Here is a 21,389-nt window from a genome sequence, read left to right as displayed (position 1 = left end):
GCTGAGGACGCCGAACTCGCGGCATTGACCCAGGTGGCACCCTTGAGCCGTGCGGTTGTTGGTGGTGGAGGACGAGGCCCGTTTGGCGGCTGCGCTGCAACGTGGCCTACAGGCGGAGGGGTTCGTGGTCGACGTGGCGGCGACCGGCCCTGCCGGCCTGGACGCGGCACGGCACGGCGGGTACGACGCGATGATCCTCGACGTGATGCTGCCCGGCCTCTCCGGTTACGAGGTGGTGCGCCGGCTCCGGGCCGAGCAGCACTGGCTGCCGGTGTTGATGCTGTCGGCCAAGGACGGCGAGTACGACCAGGCCGACGGCCTGGACTGCGGCGCCGACGACTACCTGACCAAGCCCTTCTCGTACGTGGTGCTGCTGGCCCGCCTGCGGGCGCTGCTGCGCCGGGGAGCGCCGGAGCGTCCCACCGTGCTGGCGGTCGGCGACCTCCGACTGGACCCGGCCCGCCGACGGGTGACCCGGGCCGACGCCGAGGTGGCCTTGACGGCCCGCGAGTACGCGCTGCTGGACTACCTGATGCGCCGCCCCGGCCAGGTGATCTCCAAGATCGAGCTGCTGGACCACGTGTGGGACGCCAGCCTGGAGACCGCGCCCAACGTGGTCGAGGTGTACGTCGGCTACCTGCGCCGCAAGCTCGGCCGGGATCGGCTGGAGACCGTCCGGGGCGCCGGCTACCGGCTGGCGACGTGACACCCGCCGACCCGGGGAGCGGCCGGAGCGGCTGGTCACCCCGTTGGGGTCTGCGCGGACTCGGCCTGCGGGGCAGGCTCCTGGCGCTCGGCGTGTTCGGGCTCACCATCGGCCTCGCCCTCGGCGGAGTGGTGCTGCTGGGCGCGCTCCGTTTCGTGCTCCAGCGCAGTGTGGACACCGAGGCGTTCCGGACCGCCGACGCGGTGGCCCTGCTCGCCGCCGAGGACGCGCTGCCCGACCCGCTGCCGGTGGCCGGTGGGCAGGTCCGGGTCCAGGTGATCGACGCGCAGGGCCGGGTCCGGGCCGCCTCGATCGACGCGGACCGGCTCGTGCCCATCGTCCGCCCCGAATGGTTGGACACCGGCCAGCGGCAGCGCCTGGACGTTCCCGCCGAGCGGGTCGGGCTCCGCGGACCGGTCCGGGTGGTCGCCGTACCCGCCGGCTCGGCCGCCGATCCGCTGACCGTGCTGGTCGCCCGCTCGATGGCCGACGTACGGCAGAGCACCCACGTGGTACGCACCATCCTGCTGGTGGCGTTCCCGCTGCTGGTGGTGGTCCTGGCCGGGGTGGCGTGGCGGGTTGTCGGCGCGACGTTGCGTCCCGTGGAGGCGCTCCGCCGGGGCGCTGAGGAGATCACCGGTCGGGCCGGCGCCGGTCGCCTGCCGGTGCCCGCCTCCGCCGACGAGATCCACCGGCTGGCGGTCACCCTCAACGGGATGCTGGACCGGCTGGAATCGGCCCGGGCCCGGCAGCGGGCCTTCGTCTCCGACGCCGCGCACGAGCTGCGGAGCCCTCTCACCAACATCCGTACCGAGCTGGAGGTGGCCCAGCGACTCGCCGATCGGACGGACTGGACGGCGGTGACCGTCAACCTGCTCGCCGACACCGAGCGGTTGAGCCGACTGGTCGACGACCTGCTGCTGCTGGCCCGCCTGGACGAGATGCCTCCGGCGCGGGGGACCGGCCCGGTCGACCTGACCGCGCTGCTGACCGAGGTCGCCGCCCGGTATCCGTCGCCGCCGGTGCGGGTCGTGCCGTCCCCCGGGCCGTTGTGGACGGCCGGCAACGAGACCGAGCTACGGCGGGTGCTGGCCAACCTCGTCGACAACGCGGTCCGGCACGCGGGCGGCAGCGTCATCCTCACGGCCGAGCCGCAGGACGCCGCGTACCACCTGGTGACGGTGACCGACGACGGCCCGGGGATTCCGGCGGCCGACCGGGGCCGGGTCTTCGACCGGTTCACCAGGCTGGACGACGGTCGGGGCCGCGACGATGGCGGTGCCGGCCTCGGCCTCGCCATCGTCTGGGAGTTGGTCCGTCGCGCGGGCGGCACCATCTCCCTGACCGACGCCGACGGGCCACCCGGCCTGCGAGTACGTCTGCTGCTCCCGGCGCTGCCGACCGGGGCCGAGCCGCACCGGGTGGTCGCCCGACCGTGAGCGTGCGGGACGTCAGCGGCGGCGGGTGCAGACCTGGCTGGCGCTCGCCACCGTGTCGGTGGACCAGACGACGGCGACGGTGAAGCAGTAGTCGTTGGCGCGGTTCAGCGCGTACACGATGTAGCTGTCGGTGCCGGCGGGCAGCGTGGCGATGGCGGTCTTGTCCTGCCCGGCGCGGCCGGCGGAGACGACCACCGGGCCCTCGCCGCCGGCCGGGTACGTCCACCGCAGAGCGATGTTGTCCCGGTTGTCGCGCAGGGACACCGTGCCGGGCGGGGTGCCCGGTGCGGCGGCCGGCACGGCCGTGCCGGCGGCCGGGGTGCCGGTGCTGGGCGGCGCGCCCGTGCCGCTCGGACCGGCGCTCGGGGAGCCGTTGACCGGCCCGGACTTCGGGTCGTCCCCGTCGCCGACGCGCGCCACGCCGGCGATCACCGCCACCGTGCCCAGCAGCACCACGACCACGCCGGCCACCAGCACCGGCACCAGCCGGTTACGGGCCGGCGTCGGCGCCCGGTGCACGGGCACCGGCAACAACCGCGACGGCGTGTACGGCGTCAGCGGCGCGGAGGGCCGATCCGGTTCGGCCGACGCGCCGGGGCGGTACAGCCGGTAGACGCCGGACGCCTCCTCGGTGCCGCCCGTGAACCCGGCGACCGACGGGGGCACCGGCGGGACGGTGGGGTGCGGGGCAGGGGCGTCCGACGGGTCCGGCGGCCAGCGGAAGCCCGGTGAACCGTCCGGCTCGTCGGCCGGCGCCCGCGGATTCGGGACCGGGCCGCTGTGGGTGACCCCGGGGCCGGCCAGACCCTCGGTCAGCTCCGGCTCGACCGGCGCGGACGGATGGTAGGCCGCCTCGAGCGGCGGGTCGCTGGGCGTCGGGGTACGCGCCGCCGGCACCACCGGGGCGTCCCGGACGGCGGACGGGTCGTCGGCGCAGACGTGATCGGGGTTGGCCGCGGCCCGGGCGAGTGACGCCACCTGTAGCGCCAGCGGGTCGTCGGCGGACAGGTGCTGCCGGCACAGCTCGCGGGCCAGTGCCAGGTTGTCGTGCGCCTCGGCGAACTGCCCGCAGTCGCGTTGCATGGAGCCGAGCCGGGCCAGCATCTTGATCCCGCTGGGGTGGCCGTCCCCGTACACCTCGCGGTGCAACTCCCACGCGTCCTGGAGACGGTCGCGGGCCACCGTGCACTGGCCGCGCGCGTACTCGACGGTGGCCAGGTCGGCGTGCGCGGCCAGCACCCGCAGCGACTCGGGACCGTCCTGAGCGGTCAGCTCGATGATCACGTCCTGGTAGAGCCGGGCGGCCCGGGAATGGCTGCCCACCCGGTGCAGCACGGCGGCCAGGGTCGCCGCGGCGGCCACGGTGCGGGGATCGGAGCGGCCGTGCAACCGGGTCGTGGCCGCGTACGCGAAGGCCGCCCAACCACGGGCGGAGTGCGGCTCCCCGAGCGCGACGAGCACCCGCGCCTGCAGGCTCGCCGCCTCGGCCAGCTCGGGCGTGGCGTTGGCCGGGCGAGGGTCGGCGTCGGTGAGCGCATCGGAGAGCAGCCGTTGCGCACCCGCCATGTCGCCAGCGGACACGAGGTGGTGCGCCTGGTCAGTCAACTCGTCGAAGCCGGAGGACACGCCCCATCGTGCTCATCCGACGACGGTAAGTACAAGACCCGCGCCGGTGTCGATCGGTCAGGATCTGCTCAGATGCTCGGCCAACGTCTCGCTGATCCGGCGTAACTGGTCGATCTGGGCGGGGCTCAACGCGTCGAACAGGTGCCGACGTACCCCTTCGACATGGCCGGGCGCGGCGGCGGCGAGGGTGGCGAAACCGTCGTCGGTGAGCACCGCGATCTGCCCGCGCCGGTCGGTGGGACAGTCCTCGCGGCGCACCCAGCCGGCCTGCTCCAGGCGGGCGACGGCGTGCGAGAGTCGGCTGCGCGACGACCCGGTGACCTCGGCCAGTTCGCTCATCCGCAGTTGCCGACCCGGCGCCTCGGAGAGCCGGACCAGGATCTCGTAGTAGGCGTGCGGCATACCGGCATCGCGTTGCAGCTCACGGTCGAGCGTGTCCATCAGCGCCCGGGAGGAGGCGAGGAACGCCCGCCAGGTGCGCTGCTCGTCGGGGTTCAACCAGCGGGTCATGACGCCCATCATACTCCCGATGATTGAACGCTCAACCAAATCGCGCTAGTGTGGGGTCATGGGTATTCACCGGCTCAACCACGCGGTTCTGTACGTCAGTGACCTCGCCCGCAGCGTCGCCTTCTACCGCGACGTGCTGGGCTTCACCCTGGTCGAGATGACCCCGGACAACTTCCGGGGCGCGACCTTCCTCCAGGCCCCCGACTCCACCAACGACCACGACCTCGGCCTCTTCGAGGTCGGCGCGGGCGCCGGGCGCTCGACCGCCGGCCGGGCCACCGTCGGGCTCTACCACCTGGCGTGGGAGGTCGACACCCTCGACGAGCTGGCCGCCACCGCCGAGCGGCTCGCCGCCGCCGGGGCACTGGCCGGCACGTCCGACCACGGCACCACCAAGAGCCTCTACGGGCAGGACCCGGACGGTCTGGAGTTCGAGGTGGTCTGGCTGGTCCCGGCCGACCGGCTCGACGACACCACTCTGGCCGCCCGCAAGCGCATCGGTCGGCTCGACCTGGCCGCCGAACAGCAGCGTTACGGCGGGCAGACCCGCGGCGGTGTGGGGATCTCCGTCCCGGCCTGAACGGCCATAGGGTAGAACGGACCGGTGCCAACCAACCGGACCGCCGACTTCCTCCGCGAGCTGCTGGTCCGCCACCTGGCGACCTGGCTGCCCACCGCTCTGCACCGCTCCCGTCGGGTGACCGTCGCGCTGGCCTGGGCCGGCGCCGACGGCGGCGGTGCCGAGGCGGTGCTGCGGGTGGTCGCCGACCACGCCGCGCAGGTACGCGGCCGACAGGTGACGATCCTGGTGCTGGCCGACGAGGCCGCCGACCTGCCGGCCCGGCTCGGATCGGTGGAGGCCGAGCTGCCTCCCGAGGTGACCGTGCACCTGCTGCCCGGCGGCCCCGGCCGGCTGCCCGTCGCACTGAAGGCGGCCTCCGTGGCCGGATCGCCGCTGTTCTGCTTCCTCGACCTGACCGGCCCGGCGCACGCGGAGGTGCTCCGGGCCTGCGCCAACGGCCGCAACGGCGAAGTGTTGCTGCACGCCGCCAGCAGCGCGCGCCCCGCTCTCGGCCTCGCCGGCTTCCCGCTGGTCGCCGAGGTCACGCCGGTGCTCCCGGTGGACGGGGGAAGGGGCGATGTAGAGGCCGGCGCGGGCGACGTGGCGGCTGGTGCGGGCGACGTGGCGGCCGGGATGGGCGACGTGGCGGCCAGTGCGGGCGACGTGGCGGCCGGAGTGGTCGCGTTCGGCAGCCGGTCGGACCGGAGCCTGGAGGCGGTCCGTGACGCACTCTGGACGGTCGGGGCGGACCTCGGTGTGCGTTACCGCGACCCCGCCGACCCGGCGGCCCCACCGATGGACGTGTCAGGGGGCGTGGCCCTTGAGCCGCTGGCCCGAAATCTGCTGGCCGAACTACGCCGGAGTGGGCCGCAGCCGGTCACCGACCTGCGGCGGTACACCCTCACCACGACCGCCTACCGAGCCACCGACGCCAACCAGGCACTCGCCACCCTGCTGACCACCGGTGAGGTGACCCGAGAACGCGAATCAGGCCGCCTGGCCGGCGACGAACTAATCACCCCAACCCCCTAACCCCTGTCTCCCCGCCCTTGTCTCCCGGCCCTTGTCTCCCCGCCCTTGTCTCCCCGCGATCTTGCACTTTCGGTGGCGACACAAGGGGTGTTCCCGCGCAAAACGACAACCGAAAGTGCAAGATCGACGCGGGCGAGCGCGGGGCGCGCGGGCGAGCGCGGGGCGCGGGTGGGTGGAGATGCCGAGCGGGGTGCCGGTGAATCACCGGCACCCCGCTCGACTCCCGGGTCGTTACGACCGGGCCTTGTCCTGCTTCCAGGACAGCGGTCCCGGCAGGTCGACGCGGTGTGCCCGGGCCTTCGAGTTCCAGGACCAGCGGCCGATCTTGATGCTCCACGAGGAGAAGCCGTTCTCGGTGAAGTTCAGGATCAGCGGACCGATCTTCTTGCGCTTGCGAAACATGAGGCCCATCGGAGCACTCCCCTCGTCATCGTTCCCTGCCGTGTCGAGATCGAACATTCCCGAACGGGCGAATTCCGAAACCACCTCGTCGTCCCGGATGGACGGTGCGGTGCCACGGCACATGAATCTCTATCCACCAGATAGGTGTTGCGCCCCGGTAAACGCTGCTAGTGGCGCTCCGTAACATCGGCAGCGATGCAAGTCTCACCTTCTGGAAGACCGTTGACCGGCCGCTCCCACCGCCGGCAGCATGAGTTCATGTCGCAGCGGGATGAGCTTCTCCTCATCGCTTGCGTGCACGTCGACCTGGTCCGGCACGCGAGCGCGCTCTGTTCCCGCACCGACCCGAGCCGGGTCACCGCCGCCGGTCGGGACCCCGACCTGGTGAAGGTGCTGCCCGGCATCGCCCCGGTGATCGGCGGCACCGAGGCCGAGGCGCTGACGCTCGCCGCCGAGTTCGAGGAGCTGAGCGTGCCCGACTACGCCCTCGCGCAGCTCTGCCGGATGCTCGGCATCGACCTCACCGGTCTGCCACTGGACGGGCACGGCCTGCCCCGGTCGGCCAGCGCGTACGCCGCGTCGACCCTGGTGTCGGCATGACCACCGTGGAGCGTCCCACGACGGACGCGACCGAGTTGCGGCCGGTCGACCGGAACCTGTTCCGCGCGCTGCTGCGTCGGCAGGCCACCAGCGTCACGGTTGTCACCGCCGTGGCGCGGGCCACCGACCCGGCCTGCCTGGGCGGCATCGGCGCGCCGATCCGGGCCGGGTTCACCGCCACCTCGTTCACCTCGGTCTCGCTGGACCCGCCGCTCGTCTCGTTCTGCCTGGGGACGGCGTCGTCGAGCTGGCCGGTGCTGGCCCGCGCCGAGCACGTCGCGGTCCACCTGCTGGCCGCCGGGCAGCGGGAGGCGGCGTCGGTCTTCGCCACCAGCGGCATCGACCGCTTCGCCGCCTACCCGGACTGGACCGCCGGACCGTTCGGAGTGCCCCTGCTGACCGGGGTGCTGGCCCGGCTGCTCTGCCGGGTGGTGCACCGCATCCCGGCCGGCGACCACGCGCTGGTGATCGCCGAACCGCTCGCCCTGGGCGACGGCGGTGACGGCGCCCCGCTGGTGCACCACCGGGGCGGCTACACCACCGCGGCCGGCGCGTGAGCGCGCCCGTCGCGGCCGACCTGCTCGCGTTGGACCGGGCCGCCCAGGACCTGCTGTTCCGGGCGGCCCGCACGGCCGACACGTTCACCGACGAGCCGGTCACCGACGCCCAGGTCGCGGCGATCCACGACCTGATCCGGTACGGGCCGACCGCGTACAACGGTCAGCCGTTGCGGGTGCTGCTGCTGCGCTCGCCGCAGGCCCGGGCCCGGCTGCTGCCGTACGTGTCATCGAGCAACCGGGCCAAGACGGCCAGCGCGCCGCTGGCGGCGGTGCTCGCCGCCGACGTGGACTTCCACGAGCGGCTGCCCGAGCTGTACCCGCACCGGCCGCAGGCCCGGGACTGGCTCGGCGACCGGGCCGCGCGCGCCGAGCAGGCCCGGTTCAGCGCCACCCTCCAGATCGGTTACCTGCTGGTGGGGGTACGCGCGGCGGGGCTGGCCGCCGGTCCGATGGCCGGGTTCGACGCCGCTGGGGTGACCCGGGAGTTCTTCCCCGACGGTCGGTACGAGGCGCTGCTGCTGCTGAACGTCGGCCGCCCCGGCCCGGACGCCTGGCGGGAGCGACTGCCCCGGCTCACGTCGGAGGAGGTGGTGTGGACGGTGTGAGCGGGTGTCAGCGCGGCTCCCACGCGTCGGGCAGCGCGGTGAGCTTGCGGACGTGGGCGGGCAGCCGACCGCTGATGATCTCGGCGAGACTCACCTCGTCGACGACCCGTCGTACGGCGGCACGCACCGCCACCCACAGGCCGGGCAGGTTCTCGGCCGCGCCCTCGTAGCGGGTCTCCTCCGGGCGCAGGCCGCGCACGCCCGCCAGCGGGCCTTCCACCGCGCGCAGCACCGCGCCGACGGTCACCTCGCGGGGCGGTCGGGCCAGGGTGTAGCCGCCCTCGGCGCCCCGTTGGGCGCGGACGATCCCGGCTCGGCGCAGATCCGCGAGGACCGCCTCCAGGAACTTGCGGGGCATGTCCTGTTCGGCGGCGATGGCCTGGGTGGACAGCAGCGACGGGTACGCGGTCGCGAGGCTCAGTGCCGCCCGTACCGCGTAGTCGCCGCGCGCGGAGATCTGCACCCCGTCATCATGCCCGTCCACTCGGGCCATGAGGGCCACCGGGCCGGGTGGTGTGACCGGAGTTGGTGGGCTCGCTGTGCGCGCCGGAGCGGAATCGGCCGCCGTTGGCGCTCGTCGGCTCGGCCGGCGGACGGGGTCGGACGACCCGTCCCACGGCCGGCTGGTCGCGGGCGGCACGGAAGGCGCCGGGGCTGACCCCGATCTCCCGGGTGAAGAACCGACCGAAGTTGGTGGGCTCGGAGAAGCCGAGCCGACGGCCGATCTGCGCGATCGGTTCGTCGCTCGCCGCGAGCAACCGGGCGGCCTGCAACGCCACACGCTCGTCGATGACCTGCTTGGCGCTGTGGCCGGTGACGGCCAGACAGGCCCTGGTCAGGGTACGCACCGAGCAGCCGAGCGCGGCCGCGTAGTCCTCGACCCGCCGGGTCACCTGGTAGCCGTGCTCCACCTCCCGGCAGAACCGCTGGAACGTCTCGGCCTCGTTGCGCTGCCCGGACCGGTTCGCATCCGGCAGCGTCAACCGCAGCAGCAGGACGGCGAGCTGGTGGCGCAGCAGCGCGCGACCGGCCGGGCCGTCGCCGTGCCGCTGGCAGTCCACGGCCAACTGGCTCACCTCGTTGATCACCGCGTCCTCGTCCTCGCCGGCCAACTGCCGCCACGTCGGCGCCGCGTCCGGGTCGACGGCCAGGCCGTTCAGCGCCGCGGTGGTCCAGCCGACCACCGTCGCGTCGAACTGGGGGCCGGCGCAGCGCAGCACCTGACCGGCGCGGACCCGCAGCAGCGTGCCCGGCCGGCACGGCAGGAGGTGGAAGTCCAGCTCGGCGTCGCCGTGGCCGCGGGTGGTGAGGATCAGCAATTCCCGTTCGACGAACACCGGCCGACGCCAGCCGGGATCACCGGCAAGGTCGGCCAGCGCGAACGTGGAGATCTCGTCGGGTACGGGTGATGCCGTTCCGATCGATGGCGCGGGGGAGGGATCGGTGGAGACCATCGCCTGCGACGGTAGCCCGAAGCGCAGGTCACCGCATCCCGACCTCTGTACGCGACGGCGCCGAGGCTTGTCGCGATCCCTGCGGCCGGGCTACGTTACCCGGCGGTAGCGCCGTCCGGTCCCTGGCCGCCCGGCGCCCCGCCGGCCGCTCGCCGGACGGCGGACCCGCCGACTCGCGATGGGATGGGCATGACGCAGCTGTTCTCGGTCGAAGGCAAGACGGTCCTGGTCACCGGCGGGTCACGAGGAATCGGGCTCATGATCGCCCAGGGTTTCGTCCGGGCCGGCGCCCGCGTGATCATCTCGTCCCGCAAGGCGGACGTCTGCGAACAGGTCGCCAGCGAACTGTCGGCCGAGGGCCAGTGCGAGGCCATCCCCGCCGACCTGAGCGCCGACGACGGCGCGCAGGCCCTCGCCGCCGCCGTACGCGAGCGCGTCGACAAGCTTGACGTGCTGGTCAACAACGCCGGCGCTACCTGGGGCGCGCCACTGGAGAGCTACCCGGAGGCCGCGTTCGACAAGCTCTGGGCGGTCAACGTCAAGGCCGTCTTCCGACTCACCACCGCGCTGCTGCCGGCGCTGCGCGCCGCCGCCAGCGTCGACGACCCGGCCCGCGTGATCAACATCGGGTCCATCGACGGCATCCGGGTGCCGTCCATGGAGGTGTACGCCTACTCGGCCACCAAGGCCGCCGTGCACATGCTCACCCGCAGCCTCGCCCACCAGCTCGCCGGCGAGCAGATCACCGTCAACGCGATCGCGCCCGGCCCGTTCGAGAGCAAGATGATGGCGTTCGCCCTCGACGACCCGGGCAGTCGTGCCGCCATCGAGCAGCAGGTGCCGCTGGGCCGCATCGGCCGCCCCGAGGACATGGCCGGCACCGCCATCTACCTCTCCTCGCGGGCCGGCGCGTACCTCACCGGAGCCGTCATCCCCGTCGACGGCGGCATCACCACGCACGGCTGAGCACGGGCCAACCCGGGTCGGGCTGTGGTCGTACCCCCGGGGGTGGATGTGCCGGGGCCGCGCGGACTCGGCAGATCCGCGCGGCCCCGGTGTTGATTTTTCTCAGCGGCCGGCGAGCAGCCGGTTCACCGCCGTGTCGACGTCCAGGTGCTCGGCCTCACGACCGCGCGGGACGACCACGTACGTGCGTCGAAGGAATCGCACCAGGACGCTGCGCGGCACCTCGAAGAGGGCGTTGCCGTCCGGTGACGAGAGGGCCAGCGCGACGAAGTCGCCGCGCGGTGTGGCCCAGGGCCAGACCCGCACATCCCCGATGCCGGCCGGCTCGTCCAGGCCGGTGACCAGGAGTTCACGAGCGAACGACCAGCTCACCGCCTCGCCCCCGGCCGATTCGGCATGGAACAGGACATGGACCGCATACGGGTCAGCAGGGTCGTAACGCAGACTGGCACGCACCGGCAAGGCGGTGGCGTCAGGCGCGACGAGCCTTAGCGACGTCTCGACCTCTACGGTCGTCGGTCGGATGACACTCATGGACGTTCTCCCCCCGGCACCGCTGCGGAACGCGCGTGTCCCGCTTTTCCCATACTCAGGTGCTACTCCTGGCTACGCTCCGCCATACGCTGACTTCACCCAGTGGTGGGAAGGGGGACGGAAGCGCCTCGTGAATGTGAACATTCATGTAGGATTTCCGGTTCTGCCCAGTGTGTGATGCCGCCCGGCGTCGGGTGGCTCAGTCGTCGACTTACTCCGGTAACGTCCAGTCGGCCGTTGCAGTGACGGGCCCGGGCGACACTGGGGGGTGAAATGGTCACGAACCGATCCTCAGTGGATCCGGTGGCCGCGCCAGGCCCGCCGAACGTCGCGGTCCGAGCAGCCGAAAAGCGGGGGTACGACGTGCCGATTGAGCAGCCCGAGCGACCCGGACGGTCGACGCCAGAGACGGGCCGTCCCGGCGGTGTCCTCGTCGTCGGGGAGCCGCCGCGGCGCCCCCACTGGCGGCAGCGGATCTCGACGACACTCGACCTCATCCGGGCCAACCCCACCGGCCGGATCGCCCTCAAGATCTTCATCGCGGTCGCCGGCGCGCTGGTGGTGACCATCGGCATCGCCCTCATCCCGCTACCCGGCCCCGGCTGGCTGCTGGTCATCGCCGGCCTCGGCATCTGGGCCGTCGAATTCCACTGGGCCCGCCGACTGCTCGGCTTCACCCGCCGACACGTCCACGGCTGGACGCGCTGGGTGACACGACAGTCACTGCCGCTGCGACTCGTCCTCGGTGCCGTCGGCCTGGTCTTCGTCGGCGCGGTGGTCTGGCTCTCCCTCAAGCTCAGCCTCGGCATCGACGTGGTGGCCGAGGCGAGGCAGTGCCTCGCGGCGCGCTGACCCCGGATTTTTGGTCTCGTTCCACGATCGGGTAGAGTCAACGGCGCTGAGGGCGATTAGCTCAGTGGGAGAGCGCTTCGTTCACACCGAAGAGGTCGCTGGTTCGATACCAGCATCGCCCACTCTCAGTTCGTGCAGTTCAGAAGCCCGTTGCCGAATCCGTCGGTAACGGGCTTCACCTTATGGACGCTGCTGATCGTCTATCGGTCGGTCGAAGTCGATGCGGTGGTCGTACAGCCAGGCAAACGCCTCAGGGGTGCTGAATTTCCTCACGAACAGGGGGAACGTCACGTCGCGCAGGACTCGACTCACGCCGGTGGCCGCTTTGCTGCGGTTGACCTGCTTGGCTCCCGCCAGCACCTTGCTGACTCGGTCGGCGCGCAACCGTTGGTACGCGTGGAACGCCGCAGGCGGATCGTCTCGGTCTCGCAGACAGCGGGCCAGTTGCACGGCGTCCTCGAAGGCCATCGACGCGCCTTGGCCGGAGCTGGGTGAGCTCACGTGTGCGGCGTCACCGATCAGGACGACGCGTCCGCGGTGCCACCGCTTCGGGGCATGCATGTCGTGCATGGGAAACCACGTGTAGTCCGGCGGTGTCGCGCGGATGAGCTGCGCGGCCGGCGACCTGTCCCCGGCGAAGACTTGCAGCAATCGCTGTTGCCACTGCGCGCCGGAAGTCGCGGCAAGGTCGGCTGCGGTGGGTTCGTCGGCCCGGGGCAGATTGGCGAACCACCAGACGCTGCCGTCCGGACTGGCCATGGAGGCGAAGAACGCCCGCCTGCCGAAGACCATATTCATCACACCGGGATCGGACTGGGGTGTGGCCATGCGGGTGATCCCGCCCGTGCCGACGAGCCCGACGTATCGGGGTTGTGGTGCGTGCGGGTCGACAAAGTGCCGGGTCGTCGAGCCGATGCCGTCGGCGCCGATGAGCAGGTCGCCGACAGCTTCCGTGCCGTCGGTGAAAACTGCGGCGACCCGGTCACCGCGTTGTCCGATGTGGGCCAGGCGCTTGCCGTGGTGGATGGGCACGCCACGACGGAGGGCCTCCTGACGCAGCGCGGCGTACAGGTCGTAGCGGCCGATGACGATGGGGAGTGTCCCGTCGGGCAGCGGAGTGCCGGTGTGTCCTTCGCCAAGGCATCTGCCGTTGCCGAGCCACATGACGCCGCGGGGTACGGGAAATCCGGCGTCGCGGACGACTGTGTGCGCGTCGAGGGTGCGTAGCGCGTCAGCGCGGGTCTTGCCGTCACACCCACCCAGCTCGCCGAACGGATGGGCATGACCACCGGCGCGGTGAGCAAGATGCTCGACCGGATGGAGGCGCAGCGCCTGGTCCGCCGCAAGCATGATCCGCACGACCGCCGCCGGATCACCGTGCACGCCAGGCCCGACCGGACCGACGAACTGTCCGCGCTCTACCAGCCGATGGCCGCGTACCTGACCGAGCGCATCGCCGGGTTCACCGACGACCAACTGCGCCTGCTAACCGACTTCGCCCGTACCGGCCGCGAAGTGGCGCTGCGCGAGGCCACCCGGCTCCGCGAGGGCGGCAGGCCACATTCCACGCGGAAACGCCGGCGGTCGGATGGTCTACCAAGCTGAACGTGCGAGGTGTCGCAGGTTTCGATCAGCAGACCTGGAGCGAACACCGCTCCGCTAAACGGCGTTGCTGCTGTGCGGACTCCGTGCGCGAAGGAACGCGGTGGCCATCCTGCGCTGCGTCGGCGTGCCGACCGCGGCCAGGGCGCCCAAACTGAGTCCGACAGGGCACTGGTCGGCGAGGCCCGACGGATGCGGGAGGGCGGGTCAGGGGTCGCGGTGGTGGAGGAGGAGAGCGCCGAGCAGGAGGGACGCGCCGGACCAGGCGGCCAGGACGGCGAGGCCCGCCCAGGGACCGATCGGGAGGTCATCCAGGTCGGTGGTGGCCTGGACGGCGAGGCCCGCCGTCATCGGCGCGAACCGGCGCAGCGTCCGTTGGAGTTCCGGGTCGTTGATCGCCGCCGCGACGAGCGGCACGGCGTAGAGCAGGGCCAGCACCGCCCCCATCGCGGCCGCCGAGTCCCGGATCGCGGCGGCGACGCCGAGCGCGAGCAGCCCGATCAACACCAGGTAGAGCACCGACCCGACGACCGCCCGCAGCGTGGGACCGTCGGCCAGCGACGGCGCGGCGTTGCCGTTGCCGTTGCCGTTGCCGGGCAGGATCGCCCGGCCGGCGGCCACGCAGCCGAGCACGGCAACGGTCCCGGCGGCCAGGGTCAGGCCGCCGGTCAGGACCGCCTTCGCCGCCAGGACCACCATCCGGCGGGGCGCGGCGGTGAACGTCGTGCGGAGCAGGCCCGTGCCCTGCTCGCCGCCGATCGCCAGCACGGCCAGCATCACGACGACGGCCTGGCCGAGCTGCACCCCGGCCAGGCTCAGCGCGACCGGATCGAGGCCGCATCCGCCCCCTTCGCAGCTCGCCGCGGCAATCGCGAGCAGGCTCACCAGCACCGTCGCCACCACGATGGTCGGCAGCAGCCAGCGGGCTGTCGGCTCGGTCCGCACCTTCGTCCACTCGGCGTGCAGCACCCGGTTCACGCGTCGCTCCGGCGCAGTCGCGCGGACGCCAGGCCGAGGGCCAGCGCGGCGTACCCGGCCATGACCGCGAGGCCGCCCCATGCCGGCAGCGGGTAGTAGCCGGACCCGGGCGTATAGCTCGCCAGCACGTGCGCGTACTCGGGAGTGACCTGTTGGATCGCGAAGGCCGCAGCCGGAGTCAGCCGCAGCAGCCATTCCGACGCTGCGGTCGGCAGGCCGCCGACTACCGCCGCCAGGTACGGCAGCACCACGACCGCCACCGCGATGCCGACCGCGGCCAGCCCGCGCCGGAGCAGCGCCCCGAGCCCCAGGGCGAGCAGTGCCGCGCCGGCGACCAGCAGACCTGCCTCGAGGGCCACCCGCGCGATGGTCGGCAGCGGCACCCCCGGCTGTCGGAAGCCGTTCGACCGCAGCGCAGCCCAGGCAAGCGGGATGACCAGCGCGGCGGCGGCCGTTCCGGCGACGAAGGTAACAGCGCCGAGCACGACAGCCTTCGCCGCCAGGACGCGGCCCCGTCGCGGGCTCGCCAGCAGCGTCACTCCGATCACGCCCCGCCTGAGTTCCGTCGTGATGAAGAGGGCGGCCACCACGATCACCACGATCAGACCGATGACCAGTCCGATCAGGGCAAGCTGAATAGCGGGCCCGGACTCGCCGGTGAGTGGTGCGATGTCGCCGTTGCCGGACACCGTCATGACGCCACCCGCCTCCTCGACGCTGCCCGGATGGTGCAGGGTGCCGTCCGGGTTCGGCTCGACCCCGATGTCGTCGCGGAGCCAGTCGCCACCCGGCGCGGTGCCGGTCAATCCGACGCTGTCGAAGGTGGCGGTCGCCTTGGCCAGTCGGGCCTGGAAACCCCCACCTCCGACACCGCCGTGCACGGTGAGGTCGCTGGGCGAGGTGACGAAAAGCCCGATCTCGACAGTGCCCGCCAGCTGAGCGGTGCCGACGCTGGTCCAGGAGGCGCCGTCGGCCGACTCCTCCCCGGTGAGGGTGTCACCCACGCGGGTCAGCCGCAGCCAGCGCGGGGCGTCGGCGGATACGGCGCCCGGCTTGCCCGCGGTGTCGTGGACGAAGTCGTGCTGCATCCGGACACCGTGCTTCGCGGTGACCATGAGGGCCACGTAGCGGGATCCCTCGGCGGTGCCGTCCTTGACAATGACACCGGCCTTCGCCCACTCCACCAGGCCCGGGACGATCTCGTCGTGATCCGGCGGCGGGTAGGTGATCAGGCCGGTCATCGACGTCACCCGTACCGTGATGGCGCCGTCCCCAGCCAGCGGCTGGTGCACGAAGTAGAACTTGTCCCGCACCGGCTGGCCGTCCGGGCCGACCGGGGAGGTCGGGCATTCGACGTCGACAGTCCCCTTCGAACAGACCGAGTGGCTGTTCGACGCGACGAACAGCCCCAGCAGTACGGTCACCAAGGCCGCGGCCACGGTGCCGAGCACCCAGCCGCGGACCGTTCGGAACTTGGTCCATTCGGCCCGCACGAGCCTTCCGAAGTCGCTCATCGGGCCGCCTCCCCGCGGAACTCGACCGCGTCGCGGGTCAGCGCGAAGTAGGCATCCTCCAGCGAGCCCGCGCCTTCCCCCGGTGACGCCGCCAGCAGTTCGGACATGGTGGTGTCGGCGAGGACCTTGCCCCGGCCGACAATCACCACGTGCGCGGCGATGTGCTGGAGTTCGCTCATCAGGTGGCTGGAGACCAGCACGGCCCGGTCCTGGGCGGCGAGGGTCCCCAGCAGCCCGCGCATCCACACGATTCCCTCCGGATCGAGGCCGTTGAACGGCTCGTCCAGCATCAGTATCGGCGGATCGCCGAGCAGCGCGGCGGCGATCCCGAGCTGCTGCCGCATGCCCAGCGAGAAGCCGCCGGCCCGCCGGCGGCGGACCTCGCCCAGCCCAGCCTGCTCCAACACCTCGTCGACCCGCCGGGTGGCGAGGCCCTGCGAATGGGCCAGCCAGAGCAGGTGGTTGCGGGCGGAGCGGCTCGGTTGCAGCGCCCCGGCGTCGAGCAGCGCCCCCACGTGCGTCAGAGGCCGGCGCAGCGTCCGGTAGGGCACGCCGCCGACGAGCGCGGTGCCGCCGTCCGGGGCCGCGAGGCCGAGGACCACCCGCATGGTGGTGGACTTGCCGGCGCCGTTCGGGCCGACGAAGCCAGTGACGTGCCCCGGTCGTACCGTGAAGGACATGCCGTCCAGGGCGACGGTGCGCCCGTACCGTTTGCGCAGGTCTGAGACCTCGATGCTGGATGCCATGGCCCGGTTCTACCGAGCACGCCATAACAGCGGCCGAACGCGTACCGTCACTCCGTTGTTAGGTCCGGGCCGGCATGCTGGTCACGTGCCGGTCGGCGGCGCGGCGGGGGGAACGGGATGCGGACGGCTCGACTGCGGTTCACGATCATGTACGTGGCGCTGTTCATGCTCTCCGGCGTCGCGCTGCTCGGCCTAACCGGCGTAATCACGATCGCCCGCAGCAGCACCGCGGTCGCTCCCGGACAGCAACAGCAACGACAGCCGGCCGCCTCCGCCGCGAGGGTCGCCGAGCTGGAGGCCCGGCTGGAGGCCGTGCACCAGGACCAGGCCCGGCAGCTGCTGGGGGGCTCGGCGATCGCGCTGACCGTGATGGGGGCGGCCTCGGTGCTGCTGGGGCGGTCGGTCGCCGGGCGGGTGCTGCGTCCGCTGCGCACGATCACCGCCGCCACCCGTCGGATCACCGCCGACAACCTGCACGAGCGGCTCGCCGCCGCCGGCCCCGACGACGAGGTCAAGGCGCTCGCCGACACCATCGACGAGCTGCTCGAACGTCTGGAGCAGGCGTTCGCGGCGCAGCGCCGGTTCGTCGCCAACGCCTCCCACGAGCTGCGAACCCCGCTGGCCACGATGCGCGCGTCGCTGGACGTCGCGCTCGCGAAGCCCGGGCCGGTGCCGCCGCAGACGGTCGCGCTCGCCGACCGGCTGCGCACCGAGTTGAGCCGGATCGAGGAGCTGCTCGGCGGCTTCCTCACCCTGGCCCGCGCCCAGCACAGCGCGCTCACCGACCGTGCGCCGGTCTCCCTGGGTGCGCTGGTCGCGGAGGCGGTGTCCGCCCGCGCCGCCGACATCGAGGCCAAGCGGCTGACGGTCCACGCCGACGTGCGGCGGGACACCTGGACCGACGGCAACGCGACGCTGCTCACCCAGATGACCGGTAACGTGATCGACAATGCGGTCATCCACAACGTGCCGGACGGTTGGATCCGGGTGGTCGCCGCGCCCGAGACCGGCACCGCGCTGCTGTCCGTCGAGACCGGCGACCCGCCCCTCGACCCGGAGCAGGTCGCTCGGCTCGGCCAGCCGTTCCAGCGGCTCGGCGTGGAGCGGACCGCAGGCGGCGGTGCCGGACTGGGCCTGTCGATCGTGGCAGCCATCGCGGCGGCGCACGGCGGCACGCTGGTGCTGCGCGCCCGGCCCGAGGGCGGCCTGCACGTGGCGATCCGGCTACCGCTGATGCCGTCAGCGCGCCGGGACGACGGGGCAGCATGAGGGTGCTGGTGGTCGAGGACGCGCGGGCGCTCGCCGAGGTGGTCGCGGAGGGCCTGCGCGACCAGGGGATGGCCGTCGACGTCGCGCTGGACGGCCTGGCGGCCGCCGAGAAACTGGACCTCGCGCCGTACGAGGTGGTGGTGCTCGACCGCGACCTGCCGGGCCTGCACGGCGACACCCTCTGCCAGATGATCACCCAACGGGACGACCGCCCGATGGTCCTGATGCTGACCGCGGCCGGCGCGCCTGGCGACCGGGTCACCGGCCTGACGCTCGGTGCCGACGACTACCTGGCCAAGCCGTTCCACTTTCCCGAGTTGGTGCTGCGGATCCGCGCCCTGGCCCGCCGCCGCCCGTCGGCGCAGCCGAGGACGCTGCGGGTGGCCGGCCTCGAGCTCGACCCGGCTCGGCGCACCGCCACCCGCGACGGCCGCCGGCTGGACCTGTCGGTCAAGGAGTTCGCCTTGCTGGAGGTGCTGCTGCGGGCGGCGCCCGCGTTCCTGAGCTCCGAGTCGCTGCTGGAGCAGGTCTGGGACGAAAACGCCGACCCGTTCACCAACACCGTCACGGTCACGATCGGCCGCCTCCGCCGCAAGCTCGGCGACCCGCAGATCATCACCACCAAGACCGGCGTCGGCTACCGCATCGCCGACCTGACAACAGGTTGAACATCAAGGTGTGCCCGTGCCGTGGTCGACGCCACGGTCTTCGCGGCACCGCTGGGCACGGTCCACGAACTCGGCTAAGCGCGCGCCACCGTGCGAGCCACGCGTCCAACAATCTGGTGATTCGCCCCTGACCATTGTCCTGGCCCGACCGGCTTCGCAATCCGAAAGGGCTTACCCGAGCTGCCCCGCGCATGCGCTCATCTGCCGCTGACAAGGCGCGGTGATCGTGGGCGTGCGTTCCCGATCGACCGATGCGGCTGAGGGAGCGTGCCAAGCGTAGCGCTGGGCAGGCAGCCTCACGAGCGGTCGGCGGCCCGGTGCGAGCCCGGTCTGGGGAGCAGGCTGGGAGCAGCGGGGTGCCCTGAACAGCTTTGAACTGCGTCCAATGGCATCGAACAGCCCCCAACTGCACCCACCCCGGCCTGCGGCGCCACGTTCTCCCAGGTCAGAGTAGGTGCGGCGTCCTGTTCCACACCGAAGAGGTCGCTGGTTCGATACCAGCATCGCCCACCAGTTAGAGGCCCAGGTCACATTGATGATCTGGGCCTCTTTCCATTCCTGGGTGACTACGGTTTCACACCGAAGATCGAGGGCCGCCCCTCCAAGCTGCGGGCGAGGTCACGCTGGACATTGTCTTCACCCCCGCGCCGGGGCAGAAGCGGCTCAAGGGCGCTAGGCGTCGCAAGCGACGGCCCTACGGGCCGCCCTTGACCTTGGAGCCTCTGCGACCCTCGGGCGGAAGTCGTGGGCAGGCCGACGGCCTGCCCCTACAAGGTGCGCGCCGCCAACCCCGCCCCCGATTCGTCGCCGGTCAACCCAGGGCGTCACGGCCGCTTGACGTGGCGGGACGGGCGGCGGCCCGCTCCCCGTGTGGGCGGGTTGATGGCAGACGTGATGGCAGGGTCCGCCGTGGTCGAGGCGTCGACGCCCGGCGGACTCAAGCGCCCTTGAGGATATGGTCAGCGATCGAGGAGCAAGGCAGGCAACCCGGCAAGGAGAGCGTTCGTGCGGCGTCCCGGTCGAGTTCCCACTATCGCGCTGACCGTTGCTGCCACGTTGGGGCTCATCGCTGCGACCGGCTGGTGTGCCGTGACAAGCTACGTCGATGCCTTCGTCTATCCCGGTGGCCCTTGCTCAGACACAGAAGCACAGCTGACGGATGAACTCACGTCCGACCCCATGCTGGTTCAAGCCTTCCCAGATTCGAAGCTGCAGACGGCGGACAGTTTCGAACCCTGCAGGGGATGGGGTAGCAACTACTGGGGCGGGGCGTTCGTCACTCGCTCCTATACGAAGACACCCCCGTCAGGGGACACCGCCGTCGAAGGCTTCTACGCCTCATTGGGCAATGCCAACGGCTGGCACATGACGCTGGACGGCACAAGCCGAAGTGTCTGCGGACGGAAAAACTTCGGCGGCCAGGTGGTCACCTTCAACCTGGAGTTTCAACGATCGTCACCGACTACATCGACGGGCTACACAGCCAGCTTGCTCTACGCAGGGCAGCGACAGTCGGTGAACGAGTGCCGTGAGTGATTACGAGTGCGTGCCTCAGGTCAAGGCGGTAAGGAGCCTTTGTTCACTTGGCCTTGCAACTGGGAGCAGGTTGGGTGCACGTGGCGAAGCGGTCTCCGCGTCCGAAGTGCGCCCAGACGGCGGACAGGTTGAAGCTTCGTTGTGAGAGGCCCGCATGTTGGCCGGGTAACGTCCGCTCGTGCCGATGTCAGCGCGTTCGACCAGCTACCGCTAGGAGCGGTATTCCGGAAGATCGTCTCGGTTCCAGCCGCGGGGCGCCAAGTCTGGAATCCGTCTGTATACCCTGTGCGGATGCCTTCAGCGAAGCAGCTTCTGCTGCTCCTCGGGGCCGCGCTGCTCGCCGTCGTGGGCGCGCTGTTCGGATCCCCCTGGGCGACCGGGGCCGGCGGCGTCGTCGTGCTGGGCGTCCTCGCCGTCGACCCCGCGGTGACCGGTCCTGCCGTGCCCCGGTCGACACGTCTGCTGCTGCAGGGTGGCCTGCTCCTCCTCACCCTCGCGGGTGTCGTGGAGATGTGGGGATGGGCGGCCTCGTCATTCGGCGCCGCCTCACCGAGCGCGAGCGAGCTGATCGCGCTGGTGACCGACCCGGTACGGCAGCGGACGCAGTTCCTGCGACAGCTAGCCGTGGCAAGCTGTCTGATCCTGGCCTGCGTCTTCCTCGGCGTCGCTGTCGGGCGGCTGCCGCGGGATCGGCTGCGCCGGATCGGCCTGGCCGCGCCGGTCGTGGGCGTGCTCACGCTGGTCACCCTGGTATTCGTCGCCCTCCTGCCGTCGGGGCTGAGCGCCCTGCTCGGCTCGTTCACCAATGTGGCCGTGGCGGCGTTGCTCGTGCTCGGGGGGTATGCCTGGGTCGTGAGCCGCGCGGTCCGGCGCCATGGCACCGCCCCGATCGCCGTAATGGGTGCCACGCTGCTGGCCACGGAGGCCTGGCTCGCGGTGGACATTGCCTGGCGGAGTCGGCCGGAGCCGCGCGGCAGCGATGCCTTCTACCAGACAGGCGTCAGTGTGTCCGTGGCCGTCGAGACCGGGCCCGACGTCGAGATCGCCGTCGCCGTCGCGGCGCTGCTGCTCGGAGCCGCCCTGACCGTGCTGGCCTGCGCGAGGCTCAGCACGCCCCACAGCGAGACGCTCTGAGAGGGCGTTTCACATTGCTGTCAGTCGGGTGTGTCGAAGGTGAGGCGTTGTTGGCGGGTGGCGGGTTCGCCTCGGGCGAGGCGGCGGAGCATGC

At 72.0% G+C, this 21,389-nt stretch carries 23 protein-coding genes, 1 tRNA gene and 1 pseudogene; 15 read left to right on the top strand and 10 right to left on the bottom strand.

Translation table 11 applies throughout. The features are described 5' to 3' along the window. Positions 1 to 49: 49 nt before the first annotated feature. Positions 50 to 706, top strand: coding sequence for a response regulator transcription factor (locus ABZU91_RS04215; RefSeq protein WP_355233749.1), 657 nt, complete (start codon positions 50 to 52; stop codon positions 704 to 706). A gap of 80 nt (positions 707 to 786) precedes the next feature. Further along, the gene (locus ABZU91_RS04210; RefSeq protein WP_355234770.1) at positions 787 to 2,145 is read left to right on the top strand and encodes an ATP-binding protein; all 1,359 of its coding nucleotides are present in this window, start codon (positions 787 to 789) and stop codon (positions 2,143 to 2,145) included. A gap of 12 nt (positions 2,146 to 2,157) precedes the next feature. Here the strand turns inward: ABZU91_RS04210 and ABZU91_RS04205 are convergent, their stop codons facing one another. Together ABZU91_RS04205 and ABZU91_RS04200 are read right to left on the bottom strand one after the other, a co-directional pair. Next, positions 2,158 to 3,771, bottom strand: coding sequence for a tetratricopeptide repeat protein (locus ABZU91_RS04205; RefSeq protein WP_355233747.1), 1,614 nt, complete (start codon positions 3,769 to 3,771; stop codon positions 2,158 to 2,160). Positions 3,772 to 3,828: 57 nt separating this feature from the next. Next, complete coding sequence (locus ABZU91_RS04200; RefSeq protein ID WP_355234767.1) at positions 3,829 to 4,290, bottom strand: MarR family transcriptional regulator; 462 nt, start codon at positions 4,288 to 4,290, stop codon at positions 3,829 to 3,831. Between the two features lie 49 nt (positions 4,291 to 4,339). Between ABZU91_RS04200 and ABZU91_RS04195 the strand changes: the two genes are divergently transcribed. Together ABZU91_RS04195 and ABZU91_RS04190 are read left to right on the top strand one after the other, a co-directional pair. Next, positions 4,340 to 4,861 (top strand): VOC family protein, encoded by a 522-nt coding sequence (locus tag ABZU91_RS04195; protein ID WP_355233745.1) that lies wholly within the window; start codon positions 4,340 to 4,342, stop codon positions 4,859 to 4,861. 24 nt (positions 4,862 to 4,885) lie between these two features. After that, positions 4,886 to 5,875 carry a hypothetical protein gene (locus ABZU91_RS04190; protein ID WP_355233743.1) on the top strand — a complete coding sequence of 330 codons (990 nt, stop codon included), beginning with the start codon at positions 4,886 to 4,888 and terminating at the stop codon, positions 5,873 to 5,875. A gap of 231 nt (positions 5,876 to 6,106) precedes the next feature. Here the strand turns inward: ABZU91_RS04190 and ABZU91_RS04185 are convergent, their stop codons facing one another. Beyond that, positions 6,107 to 6,286, bottom strand: coding sequence for a DUF4236 domain-containing protein (locus ABZU91_RS04185; protein WP_355051826.1), 180 nt, complete (start codon positions 6,284 to 6,286; stop codon positions 6,107 to 6,109). 249 nt (positions 6,287 to 6,535) lie between these two features. Here ABZU91_RS04185 and ABZU91_RS04180 point away from each other — a divergent pair, with 249 nt between their 5' ends. Genes ABZU91_RS04180 through ABZU91_RS04170 form a run of 3 tightly spaced genes read left to right on the top strand, consistent with a single transcriptional unit; the run spans position 6,536 to position 8,042 of the window. Continuing rightward, positions 6,536 to 6,877, top strand: coding sequence for a hypothetical protein (locus ABZU91_RS04180; protein ID WP_355233741.1), 342 nt, complete (start codon positions 6,536 to 6,538; stop codon positions 6,875 to 6,877). After that, positions 6,874 to 7,434 carry a flavin reductase family protein gene (locus ABZU91_RS04175; RefSeq protein ID WP_355233739.1) on the top strand — a complete coding sequence of 187 codons (561 nt, stop codon included), beginning with the start codon at positions 6,874 to 6,876 and terminating at the stop codon, positions 7,432 to 7,434. The genes ABZU91_RS04180 and ABZU91_RS04175 overlap by 4 nt, the downstream gene beginning before the upstream one ends. Next, entirely contained in the window at positions 7,431 to 8,042 is a 612-nt protein-coding gene (locus ABZU91_RS04170; protein ID WP_355233737.1) for a malonic semialdehyde reductase, read from the top strand. Before ABZU91_RS04175 ends, ABZU91_RS04170 begins: the two co-directional genes overlap by 4 nt. A gap of 7 nt (positions 8,043 to 8,049) precedes the next feature. On the opposite strand, the gene ABZU91_RS04165 is transcribed toward ABZU91_RS04170, so the two are convergent. Both ABZU91_RS04165 and ABZU91_RS04160 read right to left on the bottom strand, forming a co-directional pair. Then, a complete protein-coding gene (locus tag ABZU91_RS04165; RefSeq protein ID WP_344356913.1) occupies positions 8,050 to 8,505 on the bottom strand; it encodes an Rrf2 family transcriptional regulator in 456 nt (151 codons plus the stop codon). A 7-nt stretch (positions 8,506 to 8,512) separates the two neighbouring features. After that, positions 8,513 to 9,496, bottom strand: coding sequence for an AraC family transcriptional regulator (locus ABZU91_RS04160; RefSeq protein ID WP_355233735.1), 984 nt, complete (start codon positions 9,494 to 9,496; stop codon positions 8,513 to 8,515). Between the two features lie 189 nt (positions 9,497 to 9,685). Between ABZU91_RS04160 and ABZU91_RS04155 the strand changes: the two genes are divergently transcribed. Beyond that, complete coding sequence (locus ABZU91_RS04155; RefSeq protein ID WP_355233733.1) at positions 9,686 to 10,462, top strand: glucose 1-dehydrogenase; 777 nt, start codon at positions 9,686 to 9,688, stop codon at positions 10,460 to 10,462. A 102-nt stretch (positions 10,463 to 10,564) separates the two neighbouring features. Here ABZU91_RS04155 and ABZU91_RS04150 read toward each other — a convergent pair whose 3' ends face one another. Then, complete coding sequence (locus ABZU91_RS04150) at positions 10,565 to 10,996, bottom strand: SsgA family sporulation/cell division regulator (RefSeq protein WP_007457244.1); 432 nt, start codon at positions 10,994 to 10,996, stop codon at positions 10,565 to 10,567. Positions 10,997 to 11,269: 273 nt separating this feature from the next. Here ABZU91_RS04150 and ABZU91_RS04145 point away from each other — a divergent pair, with 273 nt between their 5' ends. Together ABZU91_RS04145 and ABZU91_RS04140 are read left to right on the top strand one after the other, a co-directional pair. Beyond that, positions 11,270 to 11,848, top strand: coding sequence for a TIGR02611 family protein (locus tag ABZU91_RS04145; RefSeq protein WP_355233730.1), 579 nt, complete (start codon positions 11,270 to 11,272; stop codon positions 11,846 to 11,848). Between the two features lie 50 nt (positions 11,849 to 11,898). After that, positions 11,899 to 11,970, top strand: a tRNA-Val gene (locus ABZU91_RS04140). Between the two features lie 58 nt (positions 11,971 to 12,028). On the opposite strand, the gene ABZU91_RS04135 is transcribed toward ABZU91_RS04140, so the two are convergent. Then, positions 12,029 to 13,012, bottom strand: a complete 984-nt coding sequence (locus tag ABZU91_RS04135) for an FAD-dependent monooxygenase (protein ID WP_355233728.1) — start codon at positions 13,010 to 13,012, stop codon at positions 12,029 to 12,031. 96 nt (positions 13,013 to 13,108) lie between these two features. Between ABZU91_RS04135 and ABZU91_RS04130 the strand changes: the two are divergent. Then, positions 13,109 to 13,453, top strand: a pseudogene (locus ABZU91_RS04130) (MarR family transcriptional regulator); the annotation flags it as partial. Between the two features lie 204 nt (positions 13,454 to 13,657). On the opposite strand, the gene ABZU91_RS04125 reads toward ABZU91_RS04130, so the two are convergent. From ABZU91_RS04125 to ABZU91_RS04115, 3 genes are read right to left on the bottom strand one after another with little or no spacing between them, the layout of a single operon-like run. Next, positions 13,658 to 14,428 carry an ABC transporter permease gene (locus ABZU91_RS04125; RefSeq protein ID WP_355233726.1) on the bottom strand — a complete coding sequence of 257 codons (771 nt, stop codon included), beginning with the start codon at positions 14,426 to 14,428 and terminating at the stop codon, positions 13,658 to 13,660. Then, the gene (locus ABZU91_RS04120; protein ID WP_355233724.1) at positions 14,425 to 15,942 is read right to left on the bottom strand and encodes an ABC transporter permease subunit; all 1,518 of its coding nucleotides are present in this window, start codon (positions 15,940 to 15,942) and stop codon (positions 14,425 to 14,427) included. Before ABZU91_RS04120 ends, ABZU91_RS04125 begins: the two co-directional genes overlap by 4 nt. Then, complete coding sequence (locus tag ABZU91_RS04115) at positions 15,939 to 16,688, bottom strand: ATP-binding cassette domain-containing protein (protein WP_355233722.1); 750 nt, start codon at positions 16,686 to 16,688, stop codon at positions 15,939 to 15,941. The genes ABZU91_RS04120 and ABZU91_RS04115 overlap by 4 nt, the downstream gene beginning before the upstream one ends. A 117-nt stretch (positions 16,689 to 16,805) precedes the next feature. Between ABZU91_RS04115 and ABZU91_RS04110 the strand changes: the two genes are divergently transcribed. The 4 genes from ABZU91_RS04110 (at position 16,806) to ABZU91_RS04095 (ending at position 21,295) form a co-directional block, all read left to right on the top strand. Further along, on the top strand, positions 16,806 to 17,957 hold the full coding sequence (locus ABZU91_RS04110; RefSeq protein ID WP_355233720.1) for a HAMP domain-containing sensor histidine kinase: 1,152 nt from the start codon (positions 16,806 to 16,808) through the stop codon (positions 17,955 to 17,957). Next, on the top strand, positions 17,954 to 18,625 hold the full coding sequence (locus tag ABZU91_RS04105; protein WP_355233718.1) for a response regulator transcription factor: 672 nt from the start codon (positions 17,954 to 17,956) through the stop codon (positions 18,623 to 18,625). The genes ABZU91_RS04110 and ABZU91_RS04105 overlap by 4 nt, the downstream gene beginning before the upstream one ends. Positions 18,626 to 19,630: 1,005 nt before the next feature. Then, complete coding sequence (locus ABZU91_RS04100; protein ID WP_355233717.1) at positions 19,631 to 20,161, top strand: hypothetical protein; 531 nt, start codon at positions 19,631 to 19,633, stop codon at positions 20,159 to 20,161. A 291-nt stretch (positions 20,162 to 20,452) separates the two neighbouring features. Next, positions 20,453 to 21,295 carry a hypothetical protein gene (locus ABZU91_RS04095; RefSeq protein WP_355233715.1) on the top strand — a complete coding sequence of 281 codons (843 nt, stop codon included), beginning with the start codon at positions 20,453 to 20,455 and terminating at the stop codon, positions 21,293 to 21,295. Positions 21,296 to 21,389: the final 94 nt, after the last annotated feature.

This window comes from Micromonospora sp. NPDC005174, from assembly GCF_040608495.1.
Taxonomy (GTDB): Bacteria; Actinomycetota; Actinomycetes; order Mycobacteriales; family Micromonosporaceae; genus Micromonospora.
Note: the sequence above shows the minus strand (reverse complement) of the source record. Positions and strands in the feature narration are given on the sequence as shown.